This window comes from Nocardia sp. CA-290969 (assembly GCF_050936135.1).
In the GTDB taxonomy this organism is placed as follows: domain Bacteria; phylum Actinomycetota; class Actinomycetes; order Mycobacteriales; family Mycobacteriaceae; genus Nocardia.
Map to the genome: position 1 here is coordinate 6171914 of NZ_JBNJNJ010000001.1, position 18140 is coordinate 6190053.

Sequence of the window (18140 nt, forward strand, 5' to 3'; positions counted from 1 at the left end):
TGCGCGGAACACGTTACAGTTTTATGTCCGAAACGAAAGGTTCACCATGGGCACACCCGTCATTGTCGAGGCCGCTCGCACCCCCATCGGTAAGCGCAACGGCTGGCTGTCCGGACTGCACGCGGCCGAGATCCTCGGTCTCGCCCAGCGCGGGCTGCTCGATCGCGCCCACCTCGACCCGGCCAAGGTCGAACAGATCATCGGCGGCTGCGTCACCCAGGCGGGCGCACAGTCGAACAACATCACCCGCACGGCCTGGCTGGCCGCGGGACTGCCGTGGCAGGTGGGCGCCACCACCATCGACGCCCAGTGCGGTTCGGCCCAGCAGGCCAACCATCTGATCGCCGGCCTGATCGCCACCGGCGCCATCGATATCGGCGTCGCCTGCGGTGTCGAGGCGATGAGCCAGGTGCCGCTGGGCGCCAATGTCGGCGAGAACGCCGGCCCCCGGCGGCCCGCCTCCTGGGATATCGATATGCCGAACCAGTTCGAGGCCGCCGAACGAATCGCCAAGCGGCGCGGGATCACTCGCGAGGATGTGGACGCGCTCGGCGTCCGGTCGCAGCGGCTGGCCGCGCAGGCCTGGGCCGAAGGCCGCTTCGACCGCGAGGTCCTGACCATCACCGCCCCGGTCGTCGACAAAGAGGGCAACCCGACCGGTGAGAAGCAAGAGGTTACCCGCGATCAGGGGCTGCGCGAGACCAGCGCGGAGAGCCTGGCCAAGCTGAAGCCGGTCCTGGAGGGCGGTATCCACACCGCCGGTACCTCCTCGCAGATCTCCGACGGCGCCGCAGCCGTACTGCTGATGGACGAGCAGGCCGCACAGCGGGAGGGCCTGCGGCCGCGGGCCCGGATCGTGACCCAGTGCCTCGTCGGCTCGGAGCCGGAGTTCCATCTGGACGGGCCGGTCCAGGCCTGCAGCCGGCTGCTCGAACGTTCCGGTATGAGCATCAACGATATTGATCTGTTCGAGATCAACGAGGCATTCGCGTCCGTCGCATTGTCGTGGGCGCAGGTGCACCAGCCGGATTTCGACCGGGTAAATGTGAACGGCGGGGCGATCGCGTTGGGTCATCCGGTGGGTTCGACGGGATCGCGGCTGATCACCACCGCGCTGCACGAACTCGAACGTTCCGGCCGCGGCATTGCCATGGTGCTCATGTGCGCCGGTGGCGCACTCGCGACGGGAACGATCATCGAACGCCTCTGAGGCCCTTCGCCGAATTCCTCGGCAGCACCCGGGACTCCGGGGCGTTAGTGCCACTTCACAGGCAAGAGCCCCGGAGCACCGAGAAATTCCACACTGTAGGTTGAACGTTCATCTCAGCGTTCGGCGGACGTGTCGTACGCCACACAAAGTGGTACACGGGTCTTCCGTAGGGGTAACAGCTATCCGAAGGCAACTCGCCGCCCGTCCGGGAAGACCCCCGCGACGGGCGGCTACCTGGCGGTATAAGCGGTCCACAAGATCCGTGCGGGCAACCCGCAAACGCGATACCCCGGTCCACTTCCCCGGATACACACCTAGAAGCTTCAAGGAAATCCGGAATCAGGCGTAGGTTTTCAGTTACTGAGCCGCTAATATCAATGATAGGTATCCGAGATAACGACTGTTAGTACAGTGAAGGGAATTGGGCGGCTCACAATGGCTGATTTCGCGGCGCGGCTGAACAAGCTGTTCGAAACCGTGCATCCCCCGGGGCGTAAGCCGCACACCAATGCAGAGGTAGCGGCCGCACTGACGGCATCCGGTCATCCGATCTCCAAACCGTATCTGTCGCAGTTACGGTCGGGTCAGCGGACGAATCCGTCCGATGAGACGGTCGCCGCCCTGGCGAAGTTCTTCAAGGTGAAGCCCGACTACTTCTTCAACGACATCTACGCCGCGAAGATCGACCACGATCTCGAACTCCTCTCGCAGCTACAGGGTTACGGGCTGCGCAGGCTGTCGAGCCGGGCCTTCGATCTCTCCGAGGAGTCGCAGAACCTCCTGACCTCCATGGCGGAGAAACTGCGCGCGAGTGAGGGTCTGCCCGAAATTCCTCCGGACGGGACAGAATAAGACCGGAAGTAGACGCGGTGCGATCCGACACGGGTCGCACCGCGTCTGCTCCTGTGCCCCGGTAAACACCGAGAGCGTGTCCCCACCAGGGGGACGAATTCTCGCGGGCGGCGGTATCGCGGACACGTGGATCCGGAAGTATCCGATAATCGCAGTACCGACCAATCGGCATGATTTTCCGGCCCGCGGCGGCGATATCACAGTGACGTAACGGACATACCGCACACCTCGGGCAACTACCGCAGCTGCGGCTCCGGTTGCCCGGCCTGCTCCGGCAGTGCGTCGAACGCCTGCGCGATCGCCTGAACCCAGCCACGCGGGCTGATGCCCTCCGGCGGTGCGATCCACCGGGCATCCACCACCGCGGTCCCCAGCGGATGCTTCGCCCACTGCGCCACCCGCTCGGCACGCCGGCCGATCGCCGCCGGCGGATCACCGGCGGCGGCGATCTCCACACCGCCGCCGGACTGCAGATACAGCGCATCCATGATCTGCGCGACCCGGTCCGACGCCTTGAGCTGGGTGGACGTCCCGGTTTCCTCCTGGACCACCTCCGGGAAGCGTTTCACCAAGACCTTGTGCAGGGTTTGCACCCGCCGCAGCAACAACCGTGCGCGCAGCCACATCTCGACCACGATCCATACCGCGCCGAATGCCACCAGCAGGGCGGCCACCTGCCACAGCGGCCACGCCCAGCCAGGTTCACCCGGCTCGGCGCCGGGGGCATCGGCGAGACCCCGCTGGATCTGTCCGGCGGCCAGCCCGATCACCAGCGCGGTTCCCGCGATATAGATGGCGATACCGCGACCGAGCGCCGTCCAGCTCAGATTCCGCAGCCCGGTCACCACGACGAAGACCCCCGCCGCCGCAACCACCGCCCAGCCGAGTGTGAAGGACCAGAACAGCGCACCGGCGATCGTGAACAGACCGGCACCGTATATGGCCCAGGCGATCTGGCGCAGATTACGCCGCGAAACCACCGGCCAGGCCGCCGACGCGACGACCGAGGTCGCGGTGACGAACAGCTGCCAGGCACCGACGACGACACCCTCGGACAGTAAACCGGTCGGCAGCCCGGCAGGCCGCAAATTGTCGATCGCCAGCCCCACATCGGGAATTGCCGCGGTACAGGCGAGTGCCACGGCCGCTACGGCGATCACGATCGCCACCCGCGCGGTGGTCGCCGGTTTGACCAGGACTCGGCCCACCCGGGCGCCGGCCGCGACCCAGACGATCAACGCGGTCAACCAGAATGTCATCCCAGAGCCTCATCGAATCGAAGGACCGAGACGCCCGCGCCCCGGCTGTTGAATACGCGCAACCGTGTCATCAGCATGGCGGCGAACGTTTCGGCCTCCCATTCGGCCTGGTCGTCCTCGCCGTCCTCGAGAGCGGTCTGATGTGCACGCTGACTCAGCATGTAGGCGATGAGCTCATCGCTCACCTCCAGTGTCACCTCGGTCGCCGGGGCGCCCTCGTGATCGAAGACGATATGCCCCAGTTCGTGCGCGAGTGTGTGGTCGCGGCTCGGCAGGGCGCTGGCCAGCACGATGATGTCCTTGGCCGGGTAGTACCGGCGCTGGCCGCAGACACCCGGCCCGAGATCGGCATCGGCGATCTCGATGGGCCGGCCGCGTTCGGCGGCCACCGCATCCACCACCTGGTCGAGGGTGGTGGCGTCGGCGTCGGCGGCGATCGCGCAGACCGCGTCCACCGCGGCCGCGACCCGGCGATAGGCGCGCGTGCCCGGCGTCTTGCCCGTCGAGGTCCGGGCGTTGTCTGTTCCGCTACGCGTCATCGCGATCACGCACCCGTTCCGAAGAATTCGGCGCGCGCGGCGTCGATCCGCGCCTGGGCCTGGGCCGCGCTCTGATAACTCATCACGGCCGAACCGCCACCCGCGATCGCCAAGGCGACGAGCCCGCCGATCACCGACAGGATCTCGGGTTCGGGCAGCAGATCCTCCGCACTGGTAGGCCGCACGGCGTGATTCTGCGGCGCCGCGACAACCGGCGGTGCGCTGGGCGTGCCGGGGTCACCGGGTGTGGCGGGCGGCGCTGCGGCCCCGGGCAGGCCCGCACCGACCGCGACATCCACCGCGCTCGGTGCGCCACCCCCGGCGCCCGCACCGCCGCCACCCGGCGCCGGGAGCGCCAGTGGCGGCCCGACCGGTGCCGGCGGCACCGGCGGTACGGGCAGGAGAAGAAGCAGGAGCGGAGCAGCCGAACCCACGCCGGCGGAGCCCAGCGCTGCCGAACCCGTCGCGGCAGAACCCGCGGCGGCCGAACCGGTGCCCGCGGAACCGACGGCAGCCGAACCGAGCGCCGCCGACCCGGTTCCGAGTACCCCGACCCCGGCCGAACCGAGCGCCGCCGAACCCGTACCCAGCACACCGACCCCGGCCGATCCCACCGCGGCCGACCCCGTACCCAGCGCGGCGGATCCGGTGCCGAGGGCAGCCGAACCGGTCACCCCGACTCCCACACCGGCGGAACCGACCGCTGCCGAACCCGTGCCCAGCGCGGCCGACCCCGTACCCGCTGCCGCGGAACCGGTTACGGCCAGCGGTGCGATCGCGGCCGACCCGACGGCCGCCGAACCGGTGGCGAGAATCGTGCCCAGCGCGGTGCCCAGACCGAAAGGTTCGGCGATCGGAGCGGAGTCGGGTGCCGGAGCCGTAACTGCTTGCGGCTCCGCCTGTTCCGTGGTTTCGGCCGCGGTACCACGGCCGGGAATGTTCAGAGACTGCCACTCCGCCACATCACCGGTCTCCTGGCCGCTGCTCCCGGTCGCGGCGCCCGGCGCCCCGGGAACACCGGCCGCCGGCTCGGGCGCGGCGGCCGGCGGGACGGCGGGCTCCCCCGCTGACCCCGGGCGAGCCTCCGCGGGTGCCGGCGAGCCCGCACTTCCGGTGCCCAGGCCGGGGACGATCCCGGCATCGGGCACCTCCGCCCCGTCGACGCCGGCGGCAGGGCCGGGATCGCCCGGAATCGCGAGCGGTCCGTGATTGCCGGAATCCGGCCCGTTGTGCGCGGGCGGCTTCGGCTGTGGACCCCCGTCCCCGCTGCCCGTCGGCCCCTGTTCCACGACGGGACCCCGCCCCGGTTCGGCGATGGCGTAGCCCGGCCCCCCGAGTAGCGCCAGGCAACCCACTGCCCCGGCTACTGCGAGTAATCGCTTGCTGCGACCAACGGCCATGCGCCAGCCATCCCCTCGATCGATATTGCGGATCCCCCGGTGGTGACGCCTTCCGGGCAGAACGAACAGATGGTTGCCCATGGTAAACCAGCGCTCTGACCGGCGCATAACAAAGCCGCGAGACCGCGATTGCCTGTAGCTGAACCGCAGGTAGAGCGGCCTGATCCCACGGCGGAACACCGGTCGGGAATGGGATTTGTCACAGCCATCGGAACCGGTAACCGGTAGCTGGGGGACGCCGGCCGCATGCAGTCCCGCACCGGCTCGGCGAACACAGCAGGCGACCGGCCCATCAGTGGTGGCGGACGCGAACGGCATTCACACCGCCGTCCTGGCGCGCACGGCCGGTGTGGTGCGGAAGAGGTGTCCGCCAGGGGCTCACCGGTGGCAGTGATGAGGTGCTGCCGGCCATGGTGTTCGGGGTACTGCTGGTCACCGGCACGACCGTGCGGGAGGCGCCGCAGCGGTTACGCGAATTCTTCGGTGCACCCGGCCCGGAGGCCGATTACCGCAAAGAACCAGCCGGGATCGGCAACCCGGCCGCCGCGGTTGCCGTCCGGTCCTCGCTCTACTTGCGAAGAAACGAACCGGTGCCCGGCCCCGCAGAGGTGAGGCCGGGCACCGGTCAGGAATGATTACGCGCCGTAGACCGGTTCCGGGTCGGCGCCCTTCGCGATGAGTTCGGCGACCACCGGGCCGAGTTCCGCCGGGTCCCAGCGGTTCCCGCGGTCCACCGGAACACCGTGCCGCCAGCCCTCGGCCAGCGCTATCCGGCCGCCCTCGACCTCGAACATCCGGCCGGTAACCCCCGCCGATTCCGGGCTGCCCAGCCACACCACGATCGGTGAGATGTTCTCCGGCGCCATGGCATCGAAACCATCCTCCGGTTTGGCCATCATGTCGGCGAAAACGGTCTCGGTCATCCGGGTGCGGGCCGAGGGCGCGATCGCGTTCACCGTCACGCCGTACCGTCCGAATTCCGCGGCGGCGGTGAGAGTGAGTCCGGCGATGCCCGCTTTGGCGGCACCGTAGTTGCCCTGGCCGACGCTGCCCTGTAGGCCGGCGCCCGAGCTGGTGTTGATGATCCGGGCGTCTACCGGGCGGCCGGCTTTCGATTCCGTGCGCCAGTATGCGGCGGCGTGCCGCATGGTGGCGAAGTGCCCCTTCAGATGGACGCGCACCACGGCGTCCCATTCGTCTTCACCGAGGTTCACCAGCATGCGGTCGCGGACGAAACCGGCATTGTTGACCAGCACATCGAGCCCGCCGAAGGTGTCCACGGCCTGCTGGATCAGCCGCTGGGAGCCGTCCCAGCTCGCCACATCGTCACCGTTGGCGACGGCCTCGCCGCCGGCCGCCCGGATTTCGCTCACGACCTGCTCGGCCGGGGTCTCCGCCGTCGACTCCCCGCTGAGGCTGGTGCCGATATCGTTGACCACCACCTTCGCCCCCGCGGCCGCGAACGCCAGTGCGTGCGCCCGGCCGATTCCCCGGCCGGCCCCGGTGATGATGACGGTCCGTCCGGCGCAGATGCCCTCGGTTGCCATATCCGTTCCTATCGTCGTTGGTCGTAACTGGTGTTGTCGCGGCGGCCATGCGCCGGGCCGTCGCATCGGTGGCGCACGACCGAACGCTGCGGGGCCGGTCGAATCATGACTGTGCGGGTTTCGCCGGGTCGCCGGAATGGGCGGCGTTGGCGGCCGAAAGGAATGCCGGGGGTTCGCCGCCACCGTGGATCTGCAGGGTGGCGCCGCTGATATATCCGGCGAGCGGGGAGAGCAGGAAGGCCACCCCGTTGCCGACGTCCTCGGGGCGGGCGAGGCGGCCCATCGGGATGGTCTGCCCGACCGCGGCCACCCCGGCGGCATCGCCGTAGTGCAGTTCGCTGAGTTCGGTTTCCACCGCGCCGACGACCAGCGAGTTGATCCGGACCCGGGGAGCCCATTCCGCGGCCAGGGAGACGGTGAGCGCGTCGACACCGGCCTTCGCCGCACCGTAGGCCGCGGTACCGGGCGAGGGCCGGTGCCCGCTGAGGCTGGAGATATTGACGATCGACCCGCCGTTTTCCTGTTCGCTGATCACCGCGTGCGCCGCCTGCGCGACGTGCAGCGCGGCCAGCAGATTCAATTCGATGATCTTGGTGTGGAATTTCGGGCTGGCGTCGGCCGCGAGCGCGTAGGGCGCTCCCCCGGCGTTGTTGACCGCGTCGTCGAGCCGGCCGTACCGGCGCACGATCTCCGCGATCATCGCCCGCACCGCCTCGGCGTCGCGGACATCGCAGGGCAGGAAGTCGATCGCGCGCCCGTCCACCTCGACCGGGGTCTCCGCGGGCCGGCGCGCGCAGGCGACCACCGTCGCACCGGCGGACAGCAGAACCCGGCTGATACCGGCACCGACGCCGCGGACGCCTCCGGTTACCAGAACGACGCGATCGGACAGGTCGATTTCGAGTGCCACCGTGTTAACCTACCAAGCAATTGCTTGCTTAGCCAAGATGCTCGAGATGCGAGATGGGATACGCGATGGGGATCACCCGCCATACGGAATCCGCCGGTATCGCCGTGGTCACGGTCGACTATCCGCCGGTCAACGCCATACCCTCGGACGGCTGGTTCGCCCTCGCCGACGAGATCCGCGCCGCCGGGCGCGACCCGCAGACCCGGGTGGTGGTGCTGCGCGCGGAGAACCGGGGCTTCAACGCCGGCGTGGATATCAAGGAAATGCAGCGCACACCGGGGCACCAGGCGCTGATCGACGCCAACCACGGCTGCTTCGAAGCGTTCGCCGCCGTCTACGACTGCCCCGTCCCGGTGATCACCGCGGTCCAGGGCTTCTGCCTCGGAGGCGGGATCGGCCTGGTCGGTAATTCCGACATCATCATCGCCTCCGACGACGCGACCTTCGGGCTACCGGAGGTCGACCGGGGCGCACTCGGTGCCGCCACCCATCTCGCCCGGCTCGTTCCACAGCATCTGATGCGTGCGCTGTTCTTCACCGCGAGCACGGCCACCGCGCAGCAGCTGCACCATCACGGGTCGGTGCTGAAGGTGGTCCCGCGGGCCGAACTCGACGCCGCCGCGCTAGAGGTCGCCAAGGACATCGCGGCCAAGGACGGCCGTGTGATCCGGGCCGCCAAACGCGCCCTCAACGGTATCGACCTGCAGGACGTGCACCGCAGCTACCGCTTCGAACAGGGCTTCACCTTCGAACTGAACCTGTCCGGAGCCTCGGACGAGATCCGCGACCGCTTCGACGCGGACCTGGCGGCACAGAAGGACAAGAGCTGACACCGATCCGGAGGATCGTCGACATTGGTGGAACGGAAGAACATGCGAGACAAGCGGAAATCACTGGACGAGATCGTCGGTGAACTGCGTAGCGGAATGACCATCGGGATCGGCGGCTGGGGTTCGCGGCGTAAGCCGATGGCCCTGGTGCGGGCCCTGTTGCGAACGGATGTCACCGACCTGACCGTGGTCACCTACGGCGGGCCCGATCTCGGCCTGCTGCTTTCGGCCGGCAAGGTGCGCAAGGCCTACTACGGTTTCGTCTCCCTCGATTCGGCGCCGTTCTACGACCCCTGGTTCGCGAAAGCGCGCACCTCCGGGCAGATCGTGGCCCGGGAGATGGACGAGGGCATGCTCAAATGCGGGCTCGAGGCGGCCGCGGCGCGACTGCCGTTCCTGCCGATCCGCGCGGGTCTCGGCTCGGATGTGCCGAACTTCTGGGACGGCGAACTGCAGACCGTCACCTCGCCGTATCCGGGTCCGGACGGCCGCCCGGAAACCCTGATCGCCATGCCGGCGCTGAACCTCGACGCGGCACTGGTGCACCTGAACCTCGGCGACGCGCACGGCAATGCCGCGTACCAGGGCGTGGACCCCTATATGGACGACCTGTTCTGCATGGCCGCCGAGAAGCGCTATCTCTCGGTCGAGCGGATCGTGGAAACCGAGGAACTGGTGAAATCGGTTCCGCCGCAATCGTTGCTGCTCAACCGCATGATGGTCGACGCGGTGGCCGAGGCCCCGAACGGCGCGCATTTCACCCTCGGCGGCGAAAGCTACGGCCGGGACGAGAAATTCCAGCGCCACTATGTCGAAGCGGCCGGGTCACCGGAGACCTGGCAGACCTTCGTCGACACCTACCTCAGCGGCTCGGAGGACGACTACCAGGCCGCCGTCGCGCGATTCAAGGAGGAGCGGTGACCAGCACCGAAACCATCACCCGGGCCGAGGTGTGCGCGATCGCCTGCGCCGAGATCTTCCGCGGCGCCGGCGAGATCTTCGCCAGCCCCATGTCGCCGATGGCGCAGCTGGGTGCGCGGCTGGCGAAACTCACCTTCGAACCCGATCTGCTGATCTCCGACGGGGAGGCGTTCTTCCTCGCCGAAACCCCGCCGATCGGCGGTAAGGCACCGATCGAGGGCTGGATCCCGTTCCGCAAGGTCTTCGACGTGCTGGCCTCCGGCCGCCGTCATGTGGTGATGGGCGCCAATCAGATCGACCGTTTCGGCAACCAGAACCTCTCGGCCTTCGGCCCGCTGCAGCAGCCGACCCGGCAGATGTTCGGTGTCCGCGGCGCCCCCGGGAACACCATCAACCATCCGACCAGCTACTGGGTCGGGCGGCACAGCAAACGGGTATTCGGTGACAAGGTGGATATCGTCGCCGGTGTCGGTTACGACAAGGTCGACCCCGAGAACCCCGCCTTCCGTTTCCACCACATCCATCGGGTGGTCAGCAACCTGGGCGTTTTCGATTTCAACGGCCCGGACCACACCATGCGGGCGCTGAGCCTGCATCCCGGTGTGACGGCCGAGGAAGTCGCGGAGAACACCTCGTTCGAGATCGCGGAGCTGGGCACCGCCGGGGAAACCCGGCTGCCGACCACCGAGGAACTGCGGATCATCCGCGAGGTCCTGGACCCGAAGAAGATCCGTGACCGGGAGGTCCCGCAGTGACTCCCCGGCTGCGGACCCCGCTGACCGAACTCGTCGGGATCGAACATCCCGTCGTGCAGACGGGTATGGGGTGGGTGGCGGGGCCGAGCCTGGTCTCGGCGACCTCGAACGCCGGCGGTCTCGGCATTCTGGCCTCGGCCACCATGACCTACGACGAGCTGGAAACGGCCATCGCCAAAACCAAGGCGCAGACCGATAAACCGTTCGGCGTGAACATCCGCGCCGACGCCTCCGACGCCGGCGAGCGGATCGACCTGCTGATCCGGGAGAACGTGAAGGTCGCATCCTTCGCGCTGGCGCCGAAGAAGGACCTCATCGCCAAGCTGAAAGATGCGGGCGTCGTGGTGATTCCGTCGATCGGTGCCGCCAAGCACGCGGTGAAGGTCGCGTCCTGGGGTGCCGACGCGGTGGTCGTCCAGGGCGGCGAAGGCGGCGGCCACACCGGCCCGGTCGCGACCACCCTGCTGCTGCCGTCGGTCCTGGACGCGGTCGATATCCCGGTGGTCGCGGCGGGCGGGTTCTTCGACGGCCGCGGCCTGGCCGCCGCTCTCGCCTACGGCGCCGCCGGCGTCGCGATGGGCACCCGCTTCCTGCTCACCCAGGAGAGCAGCGTCCCGGATTCGGTGAAACAGGAGTACCTGCGCCGGCAACTCGGCGAAACGGTCGTCTCCACCAAGGTCGACGGCATGCCGCACCGTGTGCTCAACACCGAACTCGTGCAGAAGCTGGAGAACTCGGGCCGCATCCGTGGACTCACGGCGGCGGTCGGCAACGCGACCCGGTTCAAGAGCATGACCGGGATGAAATGGTCCACGATCGTCCGGGACGGCCTGGCCATGCGCAAGGCCAAGGATCTCACCTGGTCGCAGGTCATCATGGCGGCCAACACCCCGATGCTGTTGCGCGCCGGGCTGGTCGAGGGCAATACCGAAGCCGGTGTGCTCGCCGCGGGCCAGGTCAGCGGCATCCTGGACGATCTCCCGACCTGCCAGGAACTCATCGACCGCGTCGTCGCGGACGCGGTCGCCCGGATCGGCACCCTCGCCGCGCTCCCCCAGAACGCCGAATCGGCGAACTGACCGAAGTCGCTCGAGGTCCGCCCTGCTCGTGCGGCGGACCTCGAATGCGGTTCGGCCGAAAGGCGTCGGCCGGGTCGTCGGGCTCGGCCGCGGGCTACTCGCGCGGGACCAGCCTGGAGTTCGGTAGCGGCGGAGCCGGCAGTGGTGGCGGTTGGTCGGGTGGGAACTCGCCGAACAGAGCACGCTTGCCGGCATCCGCAGGGTCGGCGGGTTCGAAGCCGAGCTCCGCTTGGTAGCGGCGGCGGAATTCGACGATCTCGTTGTGATCGCGGCCGACGAAGTTCCACCACATCACGATCCGCTCCCCCAGCGGGACGCCGCCCAGCAGGATGATGCGGGCTCCGGTATCGCCCGCGGTGATGACCAAGGTGTCGGAGCCGGGTGGGATGTAGGCCAGCGAGCGATGGCCGACGGCGGCCGAGTTCACCCTGACCTCAGCGTTCTCGGCGAGAACCGCGTGTTCGAAGTCGGCCCGCACGGTGAGCTTCGCCGAGGCGCCGGGTTCGAGGATGAGTTCGGCACCGAGAAGATCCGGGGTCCGGGTATCGACCGGGGAGACCGATCCGAGGAGCGCTCCGATGAATACGCGCGCCGTACCGCCGGGGAGTGACACCGGCTCCGGCGCGTAGCGCGCGAACGCGTTGTCACCGAACCGCGTCGCGTCCGGCAGCGCGTACCAGAGCTGCACGCCGTGCAGGGTGTTCGTTTCGGGGTTGCTGATCTCCTGGTGGGTGATGCCTCTGCCCGCGATCATCAGGTTGAGCTCGCCCGGCACGACCGAGGCCGCGTTACCACCGGAGTCGAGATGTTCGACGCGGCCGGTGAACAGCCAGGACACCGTCGCGAGCCCGGTGTGTGGATGCCGCGGCATCTGCATACCACCGGTCAGCGAGACATCGTCGGGACCGTAGTGATCCAGGAAGCACCACGCCCCCACCAGCGACCTCTGCCGCTGCGGGAGGGTCCGGTACACGTTCATCTCCCGCACACCGCCGAGGGGCACGCGGCGCGGCTCGAGGATCTCTGTCGCCGTGCACGGCTGCCCGGGATCCAGCACTTTCAGCTCGGGGCGTGGGTCGAGGTCGGTCATCGAACGATCTTCCCTTCGGTATCGCGGGGACGCACCGTATGCCCGCTGAGGATCGAGATCCGGTTGAATGCGTTGATCGCGACTGCCACCCACTCGGCCGCGACGAAGACCTCCTCGCCGAGCACCGATCGGGCACCGGCGAGATCGGCCTCCGATTCGTCGGTGGTGGGCAGCAGGGTGGCGGCTTCGGCGATCGCGAGCACCGCCCGTTGCCGGTCATCGAACAATCCGGTCTCCCGCCATACCGGCAAAAGGTCCAGCTTCTGCTGCGTTATCCCGGCCCGTCTCGCCTCCCGCGAATGCAGATCAACGCAGAAAGCGCAGGCGTTGAGCTGCGATACCCGCAGCTTGATGAACTCCGCCTCCTGAACAGAAAGTCCGCGCTGCGTCGCCGCCGCGCGAATCGACGCCGCGAACGCGTTCGCGGCCTTCCATGCCTCGGGCATCACCTTGTCCAGGGACGGATGCATCGTGTCTCCATTTCCGCGGCGACAGCGCACACCCGTCTTCCGCACTCCGGTACATCTATCGTCGCGCGCATTGCACAAGCGAAAAGATCTCATGCTCCGCTTCGGGTCGCGCGCGTGACCAGAGCTATATCGGTAGGTGTCGCTCGGCGGTACACACCGCCGGCCGCGACGAATTCATCGCCGTGCGTCCGCAGATGGCGAGCGAACAGCGGGCACACCGGCACGACGGTGAGATTCTTGCGAATGCTGTCGGCAAGCGCCTCGCGTACCAGCAGCCCGGCCAGACCTCGTCCACCGAACTCTTGATCCACCTCGGTGTGGAAAAAGATCCGTTCGGTGGCTGCTCCGGGCGGGTCGACGAAATCTGCCCTGCCGACGGGTGTTCCATCCGCGAGGCGCACGGTATAGGAACTGATCGGGTCGGCGTTGTCGAGTTCGACGGTGACAGCTGCACCGGTGTTGTCGATCAATCCTTCGGCCATCCGGGTGTCCTTTCGTGAGACCGCGTCGTGGCTCGGGCAGCGGTCGGTTGTTCGGTCAGCAGCTCGCGGACCCGGGGGATCACCTGGGTGCCGTACAACTCGACCGAACGCAGCCGGGCGGCGGCGGATACGGTGCCGGCGGCGGAGTAGATCATGTCGAACCGGCCCACCTCCAGCACCCGGATCGCCTCGGCGATCTTGGCCGCGACCGTCTCGGCCGAACCGACGTACAGCGACCCGCTTTCCACCTCGGCATCGAACGCTTGCCGGCGCAGCGGTGGCCAGCCGCGCAGCGCCCCGATGCGGTCGTGGATTTCCCGGTAACCCGGGTAGAACAACTCCTTGGCCTCTTCGTCGGTGGCTGCGACGAAACCGGGCGAGTGCATCCCGACCGGCTGCGCGGTGGTGCCGAGCTGCTCGTGCGCCCGCCGGTACAGATCCACATAGGAGGCGAAGCGGGCCGGGGCACCGCCGATGATGGCGAGCATGAGCCCGAACCCGTAGTGGGCGGTGCGGAGTACCGACTGTGGTGTCCCGCCGACTCCGACCAAGGTTTTCAGACGTCCCGATTCGGTCTTCGGGTACACATCCGCCTCGCGCAGGGCGGCGCGAGTGGTGCCCTGCCAGGTGACCGGTTTTTCGTCCAGGAGCCGGTGGAACAGGTCGATCTTCTCCTCGAACAGCACCTCGTAATCGTTCAGGTCGTATCCGAACAGCGGAAACGACTCGGTGAACGAACCCCGGCCGAGGATCACCTCGGCACGGCCGCTGGAGAGCGCGTCCACGGTGGCGAAACGCTGGAACACCCGCACCGGGTCGTCCGAGGACAGCACCGTCACCCCGGAGGCGAGCCGGATCCGTTTCGTGGCGGTCGCGATTCCGGCCAGCACCGTCTCCGGACTGGAGATCGCGTAGTCCGGCCGGTGGTGCTCACCCAGCGCGATCACATCGATACCGGCCTGATCGGCCAGGACCGCCTCGGCCACCGTGGCACGGATCGCCTGCGCGTGCGAGACGATCTCACCCCGGTCGTTGCGGGGCAGGTCGCCGAAACTGTCGATACCGAACTCGATCGCCGAAACATCCATCAGCCGACTCCCGGCTCTACCGGCTTGGCGGTGCGCGTCACACTGTGTCCTTCTGTGGATGGAAGCGGTCACACCGACACGACCAGCTTCGATGGGACAGGCCGAGATGTCTCCCGCGGCCCGGAACCGACCGTACGGTGGCCGCCCGGTGGGCGTCCAAGACTTGTCCGGACGCCGATCGGTAGGATTTGTCTATCGATATCAGCCCCCGCCTGCTCCGCTATTTCATGGCCGTCGCCGAGGAACTCCACTTCGGCCGCGCGGCCACGCGGCTCTACATCGCACAGCCGTCGCTGAGTCATCAGATCCGTAAACTCGAGGAGATCCTCGGAACCCCGCTGTTCGCGCGAACGAGTCGCCGGGTGCAGCTCACCGCCGCGGGCCGCACACTGGTTCGCGAGGCGCCGAAAGCGCTGGCCGCGCTGGAACAAGCCGTGCAGCTCACCCGGCAGGCCGGGTCCGGGATAGCCACGACGATTCGGCTCGGCTACACCCCGGTGACCGGCTTCGACACCCTCACCACACTGCTGGATGCGCTCCGCGAGGATCACCCCGATCTCATGGTCGACGCCCGGGAGTTCTTCAGCGCCGAAATTCCCGAACGGCTCCGGGCCGGCGAGCTGGACGTAGGTCTCGCCCTGGCACCACAGCTCGGCGACGGGGTAGCCGGCGAAATCCTGCGCGAGGAGCCTGTTTCCGCATTGCTCAGCATTCGCCACCGCCTCGCCGATATGCCGCGGATCCCGGTGGCCGCCCTCCGCGACGAGACGCTGCTGCTGTTCCCGCGCCGGCTCGCACCGGTCTACTACGACGGGATCGTCGCCGCGTTCCGGGAAGCGGGCTTCGCACCCGAGATCTGCGCGTTCGACGAACCGCCGGTGTACGCCATGCTCGCCCGCCTCGCCGGCGGCCGCGAGATCGGTTTGGCCCCGGCCTCGTTCGCCGAGCACGCCGCGACGACCGCCGCCGGCATCGTCGTTCGCGCTGTCGTCGATCCGCCGATCCTGGCGGACCTCTCGATGCTGTGGCCCGCGAACGATCCGTCACCCGCCATTGCCAACGTCCGCAGCACCGCCCGGCAATGCGCGGAAGAGCACAAGTGGCTACGCAACCCCGTCACGTAGTCCGTGCGGCGGCGGCTCGCACGCCCATCACCCGAACGGCGTTTTCGGCCGGTCCTGCAATTCGCCGTCGATGTACAGGTCGACCTTCTCGTTGTAGAAGCAGGCCAGGCCGGCGATCTTCTGGCTCTCCGGTGTCGGGGTGCGGTAGATCCACACCAGGTCGGCGTACTCCGTGCCCCCGACCTCGATGTTCCAGTAGTCGGCGTTGCCCTTGTACGGGCAGCTGGTGTGGGTCTCCGAGGGACGCAGCAGGTCCATCCGGATATCGGTGAGCGGCAGGTAGTAGCGGGCGGGCAGGCCGGTTTCGAACAGGATTCGCGGGTTGCGTGAATCCGCTACCGTGACCCCGTCGATCTCCACCCGGATGTGCCGGGAACTCGCGAGGATATCCACGCGCGAGTACGGGTCACGTGGGTGGACGTAGATCGGTTCGTCCTCCTCGAACCATTCGTCCATCGCCGCCCATTCGAGGCGGACCAGATCGCTCAGCTCCGGTGAGTCCGGGTAGATCCGGGCCGAGCCCCGCGCGGTCGCACCGTCGACCACCACGTCGTAACCGGTCCCGTCGCCGAAACGGCGCGAGGGATGGACCGTACCGTCGGGTTCGAGTTTCGCGCGCAGATCGGCGGCCGGGATGTAGTAGGCCGGGTAGTAGGGGATCTCCCAGACCAGCGCGGGCCGGACGGTATCGGCGACCAGCTGCCCGCCGAAGTAGACCCGCACCCGCTTCTGGCTCGTCTCGACCCGGACCTCGTCTCGCTGTGCCTCGGTCATACTTCCCGACCCTACGCCGGGCGGGCGGCGGCGAACGGAGAAGACGCAGGCCCCGCCGGTGAGCGGGGCCTGCGTGGTGACCTCTTGTGAAGGTCAGTCTCCGACCGTCACCGCCTGCGCTTCCTCGACGCTGTGCGGGGCGGGGTCGTGGTCGTCGATATGGGCGAGGGCGGAGCGTCCGGCCAGCAGGACCACGACGCCTACGGCGGTACACGCTGCGCCCAGCCAGAACGGCAGCGAGATGCTGGTTTCGCCGAGTTTGCCGGCCAGCCACGGCGCGGCGGCGCCGCCGGCGAACCGGACGAAGCTGTAGGCCGCGGACGCGGTGGAGCGTTCCACCGGCGCGGAGATCATGACGGCCTCGGTGATCAGGGTGTTGTTGACGCCCAGGAACAGCCCGGCGATGATCACACCGCCGATCAGCACCGGCTTGTGCTCGGCGAACAGCGCCATCACGGCCAGGTCGGCGGCGAACAACCCGACCGCCAGCGCGATCATCGGCAGCGTGCCGAACCGCGCCTGCAGTTTCGGGGCCAGGAACACCGAGGAGACGGCGAGCAGGATGCCCCAGCCGCAGAAGATGAAGCCGATCGCATAGGTGCCCATATCCAGCGGGAACGGGGTGTAGGCGAGCAGCGTGAAGAAGCCGAAGTTGTAGAGCAGCGCAGTGATGCTCACGACCAGCAGTCCGCGATGGCGCAGCGCTTTGAAGGGCGCGGCCAGTGAGGTCGGTTTCGCGGCCCGCGGCCCGTCTGGCAGCAGCACGACGATGGCGATGAAGGCGATCGCCATCAGCACCGAGACACCGAAGAACGGCCCGCGCCAGCTGATTCCGCCGAGCAGCCCACCGACCAGCGGCCCGGTGGCGATACCGATGCCCAGTGCGGCCTCGTACAGGATGATGGCCCGCGCGACCCCACCGGTCGCGGCGCCGACGATCGTGGCGAGCGCGGTCGCGATGAACAGTGCGTTACCCAGACCCCAGCCGGCCCGGAACCCGACGATCTGCCCGACCGTATCCGACATCCCGGCAGCGGCGGCGAAGACGATGATCAGCGCCAGCCCGGCCAGCAGCGTTTTCTTCGCGCCGAACCGGCTGGACACCACGCCCGTCACGAGCATGGCCACGCCCGTGACGAGCATGTAGCTCGTGAACAGCAGCGATACCTGCGACGGCGAGGCGTTCAGCTGCTCGCCGATGGGTTTGAGGATGGGATCGACCAGGCCGATTCCCATGAACGCGATAACGCTGGCGAAGGCGACCGCCCAGACCGCCTTGGGTTGCCCGGTCGATGTGCCGGAGGGCGCGGTGGCCGTCCTGGTAGTGGTGCTCATCGGTGCTTCCTCGGTGACGTGTGGCTCCCGGTCGATTCCCGGATCGCCGCCAGCAGTTCCCGCAGGTCGGCGGCGAGTGCCGTCAGACGCTCGGCGTCGAATCCGGGGAGCGGGTCCGGCAGCGCGTCCCGCATGGCCGCCCGCGAGGCGGCGAGCCGGGCCTGCCCGGCCGGGGTGAGTGCGATGACGACGGCGCGGGAATCGTCCGGGTCGCGGCGGCGGGAGGCATAGCCCTCCCCCACCAGCCGGGCGATCAGCGCGGTCGCCGTGGGTTGTGACGTGCGGTCGATGCGAGCGAATTCGCTGACGCGGAGCGTTCCGTGTTCGTCGAGTACCGCGAGTGCCCGCACCGTGGCGCGCGGCAGGTCGTCGGCGCTGAGCGTTCCGGCCGCGCGCGTGAGCCGACCCGCGGTGACCAGTAGATCGACGACGGTGTCGTCCACATCGGTCACCGGGTTCGGCTGCACCCCCATAT

Annotated in this window: 20 protein-coding genes; 8 read left to right on the forward strand and 12 right to left on the reverse strand. The window is 68.3% G+C overall.

Features of this window, described 5'->3' with window-relative positions; translation table 11 throughout:
• Window positions 1–46 precede the first annotated feature (46 nt).
• Together ACQEVO_RS28065 and ACQEVO_RS28070 are read left to right on the forward strand one after the other, a co-directional pair.
• Window positions 47–1210, forward strand: a complete 1164-nt coding sequence (locus ACQEVO_RS28065) for a steroid 3-ketoacyl-CoA thiolase (RefSeq protein WP_432919255.1) — start codon at window positions 47–49, stop codon at window positions 1208–1210.
• Between the two features lie 435 nt (window positions 1211–1645).
• Window positions 1646–2062, forward strand: coding sequence for a helix-turn-helix domain-containing protein (locus ACQEVO_RS28070; protein WP_011207048.1), 417 nt, complete (start codon window positions 1646–1648; stop codon window positions 2060–2062).
• A gap of 236 nt (window positions 2063–2298) precedes the next feature.
• Here ACQEVO_RS28070 and ACQEVO_RS28075 read toward each other — a convergent pair whose 3' ends face one another.
• From ACQEVO_RS28075 to ACQEVO_RS28085, 3 genes are read right to left on the reverse strand one after another with little or no spacing between them, the layout of a single operon-like run.
• On the reverse strand, window positions 2299–3321 hold the full coding sequence (locus ACQEVO_RS28075; protein WP_432919258.1) for a hypothetical protein: 1023 nt from the start codon (window positions 3319–3321) through the stop codon (window positions 2299–2301).
• Entirely contained in the window at window positions 3318–3860 is a 543-nt protein-coding gene (locus tag ACQEVO_RS28080; RefSeq protein ID WP_432923072.1) for an ImmA/IrrE family metallo-endopeptidase, read from the reverse strand. The genes ACQEVO_RS28075 and ACQEVO_RS28080 overlap by 4 nt, the downstream gene beginning before the upstream one ends.
• Before the next feature lie 5 nt (window positions 3861–3865).
• Window positions 3866–5260 (reverse strand): hypothetical protein, encoded by a 1395-nt coding sequence (locus ACQEVO_RS28085; protein ID WP_432919260.1) that lies wholly within the window; start codon window positions 5258–5260, stop codon window positions 3866–3868.
• Window positions 5261–5670: 410 nt separating this feature from the next.
• Between ACQEVO_RS28085 and ACQEVO_RS28090 the strand changes: the two genes are divergently transcribed.
• On the forward strand, window positions 5671–5895 hold the full coding sequence (locus ACQEVO_RS28090) for a hypothetical protein (protein ID WP_432919262.1): 225 nt from the start codon (window positions 5671–5673) through the stop codon (window positions 5893–5895).
• Here ACQEVO_RS28090 and ACQEVO_RS28095 read toward each other — a convergent pair whose 3' ends face one another.
• Both ACQEVO_RS28095 and ACQEVO_RS28100 read right to left on the reverse strand, forming a co-directional pair.
• Entirely contained in the window at window positions 5896–6807 is a 912-nt protein-coding gene (locus tag ACQEVO_RS28095) for an SDR family oxidoreductase (protein WP_432919264.1), read from the reverse strand.
• 103 nt (window positions 6808–6910) lie between these two features.
• Window positions 6911–7717, reverse strand: coding sequence for an SDR family oxidoreductase (locus ACQEVO_RS28100; protein WP_432919266.1), 807 nt, complete (start codon window positions 7715–7717; stop codon window positions 6911–6913).
• 65 nt (window positions 7718–7782) lie between these two features.
• On the opposite strand from ACQEVO_RS28100, the gene ACQEVO_RS28105 reads away from it, so the two are divergent.
• Genes ACQEVO_RS28105 through ACQEVO_RS28120 form a run of 4 tightly spaced genes read left to right on the forward strand, consistent with a single transcriptional unit; the run spans window position 7783 to window position 11302 of the window.
• Window positions 7783–8547, forward strand: a complete 765-nt coding sequence (locus tag ACQEVO_RS28105) for an enoyl-CoA hydratase family protein (RefSeq protein WP_432923075.1) — start codon at window positions 7783–7785, stop codon at window positions 8545–8547.
• 42 nt (window positions 8548–8589) lie between these two features.
• On the forward strand, window positions 8590–9468 hold the full coding sequence (locus tag ACQEVO_RS28110) for a CoA transferase subunit A (protein WP_432919267.1): 879 nt from the start codon (window positions 8590–8592) through the stop codon (window positions 9466–9468).
• Entirely contained in the window at window positions 9465–10223 is a 759-nt protein-coding gene (locus ACQEVO_RS28115) for a CoA-transferase subunit beta (protein ID WP_432919269.1), read from the forward strand. Before ACQEVO_RS28110 ends, ACQEVO_RS28115 begins: the two co-directional genes overlap by 4 nt.
• On the forward strand, window positions 10220–11302 hold the full coding sequence (locus tag ACQEVO_RS28120; protein ID WP_432919271.1) for an NAD(P)H-dependent flavin oxidoreductase: 1083 nt from the start codon (window positions 10220–10222) through the stop codon (window positions 11300–11302). Before ACQEVO_RS28115 ends, ACQEVO_RS28120 begins: the two co-directional genes overlap by 4 nt.
• A 94-nt stretch (window positions 11303–11396) precedes the next feature.
• Here the strand turns inward: ACQEVO_RS28120 and ACQEVO_RS28125 are convergent, their stop codons facing one another.
• The 4 genes from ACQEVO_RS28125 to ACQEVO_RS28140 all read right to left on the reverse strand — a co-directional run bounded on the left by ACQEVO_RS28125 (window position 11397) and on the right by ACQEVO_RS28140 (window position 14432).
• Window positions 11397–12392, reverse strand: a complete 996-nt coding sequence (locus ACQEVO_RS28125; RefSeq protein ID WP_432919273.1) for a pirin family protein — start codon at window positions 12390–12392, stop codon at window positions 11397–11399.
• Window positions 12389–12862, reverse strand: a complete 474-nt coding sequence (locus ACQEVO_RS28130; RefSeq protein WP_432919274.1) for a carboxymuconolactone decarboxylase family protein — start codon at window positions 12860–12862, stop codon at window positions 12389–12391. The genes ACQEVO_RS28125 and ACQEVO_RS28130 overlap by 4 nt, the downstream gene beginning before the upstream one ends.
• A gap of 89 nt (window positions 12863–12951) precedes the next feature.
• Window positions 12952–13344: a GNAT family N-acetyltransferase gene (locus ACQEVO_RS28135; protein ID WP_432919276.1), complete on the reverse strand. Its 393-nt coding sequence runs from the start codon at window positions 13342–13344 to the stop codon at window positions 12952–12954.
• Window positions 13329–14432 carry an LLM class flavin-dependent oxidoreductase gene (locus tag ACQEVO_RS28140; RefSeq protein WP_432919278.1) on the reverse strand — a complete coding sequence of 368 codons (1104 nt, stop codon included), beginning with the start codon at window positions 14430–14432 and terminating at the stop codon, window positions 13329–13331. The genes ACQEVO_RS28135 and ACQEVO_RS28140 overlap by 16 nt, the downstream gene beginning before the upstream one ends.
• A gap of 188 nt (window positions 14433–14620) precedes the next feature.
• Between ACQEVO_RS28140 and ACQEVO_RS28145 the strand changes: the two genes are divergently transcribed.
• Window positions 14621–15556, forward strand: a complete 936-nt coding sequence (locus ACQEVO_RS28145) for a LysR substrate-binding domain-containing protein (RefSeq protein ID WP_432919280.1) — start codon at window positions 14621–14623, stop codon at window positions 15554–15556.
• A gap of 27 nt (window positions 15557–15583) precedes the next feature.
• Here the strand turns inward: ACQEVO_RS28145 and ACQEVO_RS28150 are convergent, their stop codons facing one another.
• The 3 genes from ACQEVO_RS28150 to ACQEVO_RS28160 form a co-directional block, all read right to left on the reverse strand.
• On the reverse strand, window positions 15584–16330 hold the full coding sequence (locus tag ACQEVO_RS28150; RefSeq protein ID WP_432919282.1) for a DUF427 domain-containing protein: 747 nt from the start codon (window positions 16328–16330) through the stop codon (window positions 15584–15586).
• Between the two features lie 93 nt (window positions 16331–16423).
• Entirely contained in the window at window positions 16424–17665 is a 1242-nt protein-coding gene (locus ACQEVO_RS28155; protein WP_432919285.1) for an MFS transporter, read from the reverse strand.
• Window positions 17662–18138 (reverse strand): MarR family winged helix-turn-helix transcriptional regulator, encoded by a 477-nt coding sequence (locus ACQEVO_RS28160; protein WP_432919287.1) that lies wholly within the window; start codon window positions 18136–18138, stop codon window positions 17662–17664. The genes ACQEVO_RS28155 and ACQEVO_RS28160 overlap by 4 nt, the downstream gene beginning before the upstream one ends.
• Window positions 18139–18140 lie beyond the last annotated feature (2 nt).

What these genes read in the sequence shown, in the direction of transcription:
- ACQEVO_RS28065 (WP_432919255.1), top strand. Translation starts at nt 47, where the DNA reads ATGGGCACACCCGTCATTGTCGAGGCCGCTCGCACCCCCATCGGTAAG.
- ACQEVO_RS28070 (WP_011207048.1), top strand. Translation starts at nt 1,646, where the DNA reads ATGGCTGATTTCGCGGCGCGGCTGAACAAGCTGTTCGAAACCGTGCAT.
- ACQEVO_RS28075 (WP_432919258.1), bottom strand. Translation starts at nt 3,321, where the DNA reads ATGACATTCTGGTTGACCGCGTTGATCGTCTGGGTCGCGGCCGGCGCC.
- ACQEVO_RS28080 (WP_432923072.1), bottom strand. Translation starts at nt 3,860, where the DNA reads ATGACGCGTAGCGGAACAGACAACGCCCGGACCTCGACGGGCAAGACG.
- ACQEVO_RS28085 (WP_432919260.1), bottom strand. Translation starts at nt 5,260, where the DNA reads ATGGCCGTTGGTCGCAGCAAGCGATTACTCGCAGTAGCCGGGGCAGTG.
- ACQEVO_RS28090 (WP_432919262.1), top strand. Translation starts at nt 5,671, where the DNA reads ATGGTGTTCGGGGTACTGCTGGTCACCGGCACGACCGTGCGGGAGGCG.
- ACQEVO_RS28095 (WP_432919264.1), bottom strand. Translation starts at nt 6,807, where the DNA reads ATGGCAACCGAGGGCATCTGCGCCGGACGGACCGTCATCATCACCGGG.
- ACQEVO_RS28105 (WP_432923075.1), top strand. Translation starts at nt 7,783, where the DNA reads ATGGGGATCACCCGCCATACGGAATCCGCCGGTATCGCCGTGGTCACG.
- ACQEVO_RS28110 (WP_432919267.1), top strand. Translation starts at nt 8,590, where the DNA reads ATGCGAGACAAGCGGAAATCACTGGACGAGATCGTCGGTGAACTGCGT.
- ACQEVO_RS28125 (WP_432919273.1), bottom strand. Translation starts at nt 12,392, where the DNA reads ATGACCGACCTCGACCCACGCCCCGAGCTGAAAGTGCTGGATCCCGGG.
- ACQEVO_RS28130 (WP_432919274.1), bottom strand. Translation starts at nt 12,862, where the DNA reads ATGCATCCGTCCCTGGACAAGGTGATGCCCGAGGCATGGAAGGCCGCG.
- ACQEVO_RS28135 (WP_432919276.1), bottom strand. Translation starts at nt 13,344, where the DNA reads ATGGCCGAAGGATTGATCGACAACACCGGTGCAGCTGTCACCGTCGAA.
- ACQEVO_RS28140 (WP_432919278.1), bottom strand. Translation starts at nt 14,432, where the DNA reads ATGGATGTTTCGGCGATCGAGTTCGGTATCGACAGTTTCGGCGACCTG.
- ACQEVO_RS28150 (WP_432919282.1), bottom strand. Translation starts at nt 16,330, where the DNA reads ATGACCGAGGCACAGCGAGACGAGGTCCGGGTCGAGACGAGCCAGAAG.
- ACQEVO_RS28155 (WP_432919285.1), bottom strand. Translation starts at nt 17,665, where the DNA reads ATGAGCACCACTACCAGGACGGCCACCGCGCCCTCCGGCACATCGACC.
- ACQEVO_RS28160 (WP_432919287.1), bottom strand. Translation starts at nt 18,138, where the DNA reads ATGGGGGTGCAGCCGAACCCGGTGACCGATGTGGACGACACCGTCGTC.